Below are 6,695 nucleotides of genomic sequence, written 5' to 3'. Positions count from 1 at the left end.
GCGCTGCCGGTTCGCAGCCCGAGGGACCCGCGCCGCCGGCTCTCAGCCCGACCACGCGCTCGCGTCAGCGGCCCGCCGGTCGGGCGACGCCACGAGCCGGCGGCCCGACCCTCTGGGCCGAGCCGCCGGCTCGTTGTTGCGACGGCGAGACCGAGCGCCTGTGGGATCAGGCCGTCCGGTTGCGGTTGTACAGGGCCTTGGCCCAGAAGAAGCAGCCCACGCTGATGACGGCGCACCAGACGACCGCGATGATCCCGTTGGCGCCGATCCCGGTGCCCAGGAGCAGGCCGCGGAGGGTCTCCATGACGGGCGTGAAGGGCTGGTAGTCCGCGAACCAGCGCACGGCGGCCGGCATGGAGTCGGTGGGGACGAACCCGCTGCCGAGGAACGGCAGGAGGATCAGCGGCATGGGCAGGTTGCTGGCCGTCTCGACGCTGTCACTGACCAGGCCGAGAGCGACGGACAGCCAGGTGAGCGCAAAAGTGATCATGGCAAGGACACCGACCGCGGCCAGCCACTCCACCGCGTTGGCCGTGGGCCGGAACCCGACCAGCAGCGCCACGACGGTGACGGCCACGAGGCTGAGCATGGTCTGCACCAGGCTGCCCAGTACGTGGCCCGTCAGGACCGACGGTCGGAAGATCGACATCGTCCGGAACCGGGCGATGATCCCCTCGGTCATGTCCATCGCGACCGAGATGGCGGTGCCCTGCGCGGCGCTGACCACCGTGATGAGCAGGATGCCGGGGGTGACGTAGTTGGCGTACTGGGAGCGGTCGCCGGACGGGCCGAGTCCGGCGCCGAGCGTGCCGCCGAAGACGTAGACGAAGAGCAGCAGGATGATGATCGGGATGCCGATGAGCAGGAACGTCATCGACGGGTACCGCCGCATGTGCAGCAGGTTGCGCCGCAGCATGGTGCTCGAGTCGCGGACGGCGAGGGAGAGGGTGCTCATCGCGCGGGAGCCCTTTCGTGGTCGGGTCGGCTGGCCCGGGCGTCGGGCTGACCGGTGAGGGTGAGGAAGACGTCGTCGAGGTCGGGGGTGTGCACGGAGAGGCCCGCCACGCTGATCGAGGCGTGGTCGAGCTGGTCGAGCAGGGATCGCAGCGACCCGACCCCGCCGTCACTCGGCACCTGGAGGGTGAGCGCCGCGTCGTCCCGGGTGCCGGCCGCGAAGGTCCGGGCCGCCGAGTCGAGCCCCTCCTGGTCGGCGAACTGCAACACGACGTGGCCGCCCGGGATGAGCCGCTTGAGCTCGCGGGGCGTGCCCTCGGCGATCAGTCGACCGTGGTCGAGGAACGCCACCCGGTCGGCGAGTTGGTCGGCCTCCTCCAGGTACTGCGTGGTGAGCAGGATGGTCACGCCCTCGGCGGCGAGTGCGCGGATGATGTGCCACATGGCCCGGCGGCTGCGCGGGTCGAGGCCGGTGGTCGGCTCGTCGAGGAAGATGACGCGGGGCTCGCCGACCAGGGTCATCGCGAGGTCGAGCCGCCGGCGCATGCCGCCGGAGTACGTCGACACCGGCTTGCCCGCCGCCTCGGTCAGGTCGAACTGGTCGAGCAGGTCGGCGATCCGTTGCCGACCGGCGGCCCGGTCCAGGTGACACAGGTCGGCCATCAGGGTCAGGTTCTCCCGACCGGTGAGCAGGTTGTCGACGGCGGAGAACTGGCCGGTGACACCGATCAGCGCGCGTACCGCGTCGGGCTCCCGGGTCAGGTCGTGACCGAAGACGCGGGCGTTACCGCCGTCGGCGTTGATCAGCGTGGAGAGGATCTGCACGGTGGTGGTCTTGCCGGCGCCGTTGGGACCGAGCAACGCGAAGATCGTGCCCTCGGTGATCATCAGGTCGATGCCGTCCAGCACGACCTTGTCGCCGTAGGACTTGCGCAGGTCGGTGGCGACGATCGCGGGGTTCATGGAGCTGGTCATGGTCTCCTCATTTGTGGTCGGCGCGGTGCTCGGTCAGGCGCGGTGCCCGGTCAGGCGGGGTGATCAGTCAGGCGCGGCGGATCATGATGTCGCCGTAGGAGGTGTTCGCCCGGACCTCGACCGTCTCGTCGGTCTGTGCCGGGCTGTCGGTCGACTCCAGGGCGTTGTGCACGCGGCCGTGCTTGGAGCTGACGTCGAGCCAGGCGGCGGTCCCGCGACGGATGCCGACCTCGATCGCGCCGTAGGAGGTCTGCACGTCGATCGCTCCGCGGGCGACCTCACCAAGCCGGAGGTTGCCGTAGGCGGTGCGCGCCGTCACCGAGGCCAGCGACGCGTCCACGGTGATGTCGCCGTAGGCCGTGTTGATCCGCACGTCGCCACCGCTGCGGCCGATCCAGCAGTCGCCGGACGAATTCTTGATCTCGGCGGTGCCGTCGACCGCGCCGATGCGCACCTTGCCGGACGAGGCCTTCACCCGGGCGGAGCCCAGGACCCGCTCGACCGCGACCTCGCCGTGACTGCTGTCGATCTCCAGCGGCCCGGTCTCGTCGAGCCGGATGCCGCTGCCGGTCTTGATCCGACACTCACCGAGCCGCCCCTCGCAACGGAACGCCGCCCACGACGCCTCGGCGTACACCCGCGAACCCGTCGGCACCTCGATCAGGACGTCGACCGACGGCCCGGGGCCGAACCCGTAGCGGCGCCAACTCTTCGGCACCCGGATCACCAGTCGCCCGGCGGCGAACTCGACGGTGGTCTGGTCGGCGGCGCTCACGTCGGCCTTGCTCGACGGGTCGCGGGGCCGCACCGTCACCACCGTGTCGGTACGGTCGCTCGCGGCGATCCAGGCATCGCCGATCGGCAGCTCGATCTGGACGGAGATCGGCTCTGGCGTCTCGAAAACAGGCATGGTGGTCTCCCGAAAGGTGGTCGGCGGAGGTCGCCGCTGGTCAGCGACGTGGTGGAAGGGGTACGGGGAGTTAACGGGCCCAGCCGGTGAAGTGCTGCCCGGAGGTCGGCTCCACCCGGCGGGGTGGACGACGCTCCGTCTCGCCCGCGCCGAGGGCACCGGCGACGGCGCGTACCAGCCAGGCATTGACCGAGAGCCCGGCGCGCCCAGCGGCGTCCTCGACGCTGGCCTTCAGGTGGTCGGGGAGCCGCAGGTTGATCCGCGAGGTGCCGCCCTCGTCGCCGTCGGGCGCGGACACGGGCACCGCGAGCGGCGGCGGGCCGCTGGCCTGGCTCACCACCTCGACAGGCGGGCTGGCCGGCATCACCACGAAGTCGGGCTCGCGCCCGCGCAACCGCACGTGCACCGAACCCGGTGCGAGGTCACGGGTGATCTCGTCGGCCGCGTCGGACAGCGCCTCCAGCAGCGTGAGACGGGTGGCCGCCTCCAACTGCGCGAAGAGTCGTTCGGCCAGCGCCCGGGCCTCCGGGTCCACGCCCTCCGCGGCCACGGCGAACTCGTTACGCAGGTTCTCGACGTATGACCTCAGCTCCATGGCACCATCATGGCACCACTTTGGCTCAGAGTGCAACAACCATGGCTCAGGTAGGTGCCGTCACCTGGCTCCGCTGCGGATCGCCGAGCTCTCAGAGGTCTCCGAAAACCCTCCGGACCAGGTGATTCGCGTCCTCCTGGCTCAGCCCGGAGGCGACCAGGAGGTCACTGACGGTCGTCCGGACCTGGGCCACCACCACCGCGCCGGAGAAGCCAACGCCGTCCCGATAGGCGTGCCCGGCCGTCCGGACCGCCCGCAGCGCCTGCTCCCGCGCCCGATTCGGCTCGGCACCGGCAGCGAACTGTCGCTTGAGCAGGCGGACGGCCTCGGCGAGTTCGGCCACCGCCGTCGGCAACGACTCCGGCACCGGCTCGCCGTCCTCGATGAGCGTCACCGACCGTCGGATCAGGGTGCCGCTGTTGCGCGTCGCCCGGTCGATCGGCTCCGCGGCCTGCGCGTAGCGGCCCACCGGCCCGTGCCGTTGGTGCCAGTACACGGGCGAGAGGGTGCTCGCCTCCCGGGCGCCCTGGGTCGCCTCGACGAACGCCTTCAACCGGCCCGCGCTCTGTCGCAGCTCACCCCGGGCGGTACGGGCCCGAGCGGCGTCCCGCTCGGTCAGCGCCTCGGCGGTGGCGTCGAGCTGGGTCACGAGGAGGTCCAAGGCCGGCCGCGCGGCCCGGTTGAGCACCCGCAGCGGGTTCAGCGGCAGCAACACGGCGGTGACCAGCAGCGCCACCCCTCCCCCGACGAGCGCGTCCACGAACCGGGGGATCTCCAGATCCCGGACGGCCGGACTGAGCGTGGCGATGAGCACCGCCGTCGCCCCGGCCTGGATGACCACCGCCGCGCTGCCGGCCAGGAAGAGAGCGACGACGATCGCCAGCACGACGATCAGGGCGAGCTGCCACCACCCGGTGCCGATCACCAGGAGCAGCAGGTCGCCGATCAGCACCCCGACGGTGACGCCGATGATCAGCTCGACGGTGCGACGCAACCGCTGGCCGACGGACGCGGCGAGCGTCGAGACGGCGGAGATCGGCGCGAAGACCGGCTGCGACACGTGCAACAGCGAGTGCGCCACGAGCCAGGACAGCGCCGCGGCCAGGCCGGCCTGCAGGGCGAGGCCGCCGATGGTCCGTACCCGACGGACCCGGTCGCGCAACGCGGCCACCACTCGGTCCGACCACCGGGCAACGGTCGAGGGGCCCGCGTCCGCTCCGCGCCGACCGGCAGCGACCATGGCGGCACCTACCCCGCCACGACCGGATCAATCCTCCCGACCGCAGTGGGCTCGACACCCCGGCCGGCTCGGCGACGACCCGGCGTCGAGTGCGCCGACGGTAGGCTCCAGCACCGTGACGATCGCTCGGCTGATCGATGAACACCGCGCCGAGCTGATAGCGCACTGCTATCGGATGCTCGGCTCGTTCCACGACGCCGAGGACGCCGTGCAGGAGACCTTCACCCGGGCCTGGCAGGGCCGACACCGGTACGAGGATCGCGGCGCCGAACGCGCCTGGCTCTACACGATCGCCACGAACCGGTGCCTCACCATGATCGAGCGTCGTGCCCGCCGGCGGGAACTGCCGACCGACCTGACCCCGGGCGCGGCCGCCCTGGCCGAGACGGCGTGGCTCGGGCCGTACCCGGACCGGCGGTCATCGACCGTCGACCAGCGGGACCCGGCGCAGCGACTTGTCGACAGTGAGCACCTGGAGTTGGCGTTCGTCGCGTCGCTGCAACGCCTGCCCGGCCGGCAGCGGGCCGTGCTGCTGCTGCGCGACGTGCTCGGTTACCCCGCCGCCCAGGTCGCCGAGCTGCTGGGCACGTCCACGCCGGCGGTCAACAGCGCCCTGCAACGGGCCCGCCGCGTGCTGGGCGCGCTGCGCCCGACCGACAGCCAGCAGGTGGAGCTGAGCGGCCTCGGCGAGGAGAAGGTACGCGAGCTGGCACGACGGTACGTGACCGCGTGGGAGCGCGGCGACGTGGACGCCATCCTGGCGATGCTCACCGACGACGCCCGGTACTCGATGCCACCGCTACCGCAGTGGTACGAGGGTCACGACGCGATCCGGCAGTTCCTGCTGGACGGCCCCCTGGCGGTGCGGTGGCGGTTCGTCCCCACGTACGCGAACGGGCAACTGGCCTTCGGGACGTACCTGTGGAGCCCGCAGGCGTCGGTCTTCACGGCGGCGGCACTGGACGTGGTCGCGCTCCGGGGTGCCCGGATCGCCGAGGTGGTGTCCTTCCTGACCCCGGAGACCCTGCGCATCTGCGGTCTGACGAGCCAGCTGGACCAGGGGTCCGACCGGAACCTGGGAGACTCGGTCGGCACACGGCGATGAGTTCGTCGGTCCGCGCGGGTTGTAGTGGTGAGAGCAACCCCGACCGACGAGGGAGCACCATGGCCGACGACGAGACCCAGATCCGCGAGCTGATCGAAGAGTGGGCGCGGGCGGTGCACGCCGGTGACCTGCCCGGCGTCCTCGCCCAGCACGCCGCGGACATCGTCATGTACGACGTTCCGCCACCGCACCAGGGGGTCCGGGGCATCGAGGCGTACGCGCGGACCTGGCCCGGCTTTTTCCGCTGGCAGGCGTCGGGCGCCGCCTTCGAGCTGACCAGCCTCGACGTCACCGCGGGCGACACGGTCGCCTACGCCACCGCGCTGCTGCGCTGTGGCACCCCCGACGACCTCGCCGGACGCCCCGATCTCCGGCTGCGGCTGACCCTCGGCCTGCGCAAGGAGGACGGCTCGTGGGTGGTGACACACGAACACCACTCGTTCGCCGACGACGGCGGCGCGGAGGACCGTGAGACCTCCGAGCGCGAGGTGCGCGCGCTGCACCAACGCTGGTTCGCGGCGACCGAGGCCAAGGACCTCGACGGGATCATGGAACCGGTGGCCGAGACCGTCGTCTCGTACGAGCACGAACGGCCGCTGGAGTACGTCGGCCGCGAGCGGGTCCGCGAGGTCTGCGCCAGCGGCCTCGACAGCAGCACCGGGACCGTCACCTGGACCGTTCCGAAGCTGGCGGTCGTCGTCCGCGACGACCTGGCCGTCACGTGGGGCCTCAACCGGATGACCGCGCAACACCCGGACGGCACCACGGTGGTGAGCTGGTCCCGGGGCACCCGGGTCTTCCAGCGTGCCGGGCAGGGCTGGGAGATGATCCACCAGCACGTGTCGTTCCCCTTCGACCCGGACACCGGCCGGGCGAGGACCGACCTGACCCCCACCCCGGCGCACTGAGTCCGGCC

Annotated in this window: 7 protein-coding genes; 2 read left to right on the top strand and 5 right to left on the bottom strand. The window is 71.7% G+C overall.

Translation table 11 applies throughout. From position 1 onward, the window contains the following. Nucleotides 1-166 precede the first annotated feature (166 nt). The 5 genes from PSH25_RS27950 to PSH25_RS27930 form a co-directional block, all read right to left on the bottom strand. Nucleotides 167-955 carry an ABC transporter permease gene (locus PSH25_RS27950; RefSeq protein WP_238661877.1) on the bottom strand — a complete coding sequence of 263 codons (789 nt, stop codon included), beginning with the start codon at nt 953-955 and terminating at the stop codon, nt 167-169. Continuing rightward, the gene (locus PSH25_RS27945; protein ID WP_238661876.1) at nt 952-1,929 is read right to left on the bottom strand and encodes an ATP-binding cassette domain-containing protein; all 978 of its coding nucleotides are present in this window, start codon (nt 1,927-1,929) and stop codon (nt 952-954) included. Before PSH25_RS27945 ends, PSH25_RS27950 begins: the two co-directional genes overlap by 4 nt. 67 nt (nt 1,930-1,996) lie before the next feature. Continuing rightward, complete coding sequence (locus tag PSH25_RS27940; RefSeq protein ID WP_238661875.1) at nt 1,997-2,839, bottom strand: DUF4097 family beta strand repeat-containing protein; 843 nt, start codon at nt 2,837-2,839, stop codon at nt 1,997-1,999. Nucleotides 2,840-2,909: 70 nt separating this feature from the next. Next, a complete protein-coding gene (locus PSH25_RS27935; protein ID WP_238661874.1) occupies nt 2,910-3,434 on the bottom strand; it encodes a hypothetical protein in 525 nt (174 codons plus the stop codon). Nucleotides 3,435-3,525: 91 nt separating this feature from the next. Further along, a complete protein-coding gene (locus PSH25_RS27930) occupies nt 3,526-4,674 on the bottom strand; it encodes an FUSC family protein (RefSeq protein ID WP_238661873.1) in 1,149 nt (382 codons plus the stop codon). 115 nt (nt 4,675-4,789) lie between these two features. On the opposite strand from PSH25_RS27930, the gene PSH25_RS27925 reads away from it, so the two are divergent. Both PSH25_RS27925 and PSH25_RS27920 read left to right on the top strand, forming a co-directional pair. Beyond that, nucleotides 4,790-5,779 carry a sigma-70 family RNA polymerase sigma factor gene (locus PSH25_RS27925; protein WP_238661872.1) on the top strand — a complete coding sequence of 330 codons (990 nt, stop codon included), beginning with the start codon at nt 4,790-4,792 and terminating at the stop codon, nt 5,777-5,779. A gap of 59 nt (nt 5,780-5,838) precedes the next feature. Further along, the gene (locus PSH25_RS27920) at nt 5,839-6,687 is read left to right on the top strand and encodes a YybH family protein (RefSeq protein WP_238661871.1); all 849 of its coding nucleotides are present in this window, start codon (nt 5,839-5,841) and stop codon (nt 6,685-6,687) included. Nucleotides 6,688-6,695: the final 8 nt, after the last annotated feature.

Source organism: Micromonospora foliorum, from assembly GCF_022229015.1.
GTDB lineage: Bacteria > Actinomycetota > Actinomycetes > Mycobacteriales > Micromonosporaceae > Micromonospora > Micromonospora foliorum.
This window is presented reverse-complemented; position numbering and strand designations above follow the sequence as displayed.

Bases quoted from the DNA above. Each gene is read 5' to 3' on its own strand.
- PSH25_RS27930 (WP_238661873.1), bottom strand. From the start codon at position 4,674: ATGGTCGCTGCCGGTCGGCGCGGAGCGGACGCGGGCCCCTCGACCGTT.
- PSH25_RS27935 (WP_238661874.1), bottom strand. From the start codon at position 3,434: ATGGAGCTGAGGTCATACGTCGAGAACCTGCGTAACGAGTTCGCCGTG.
- PSH25_RS27940 (WP_238661875.1), bottom strand. From the start codon at position 2,839: ATGCCTGTTTTCGAGACGCCAGAGCCGATCTCCGTCCAGATCGAGCTG.
- PSH25_RS27945 (WP_238661876.1), bottom strand. From the start codon at position 1,929: ATGACCAGCTCCATGAACCCCGCGATCGTCGCCACCGACCTGCGCAAG.
- PSH25_RS27950 (WP_238661877.1), bottom strand. From the start codon at position 955: ATGAGCACCCTCTCCCTCGCCGTCCGCGACTCGAGCACCATGCTGCGG.
- PSH25_RS27920 (WP_238661871.1), top strand. From the start codon at position 5,839: ATGGCCGACGACGAGACCCAGATCCGCGAGCTGATCGAAGAGTGGGCG.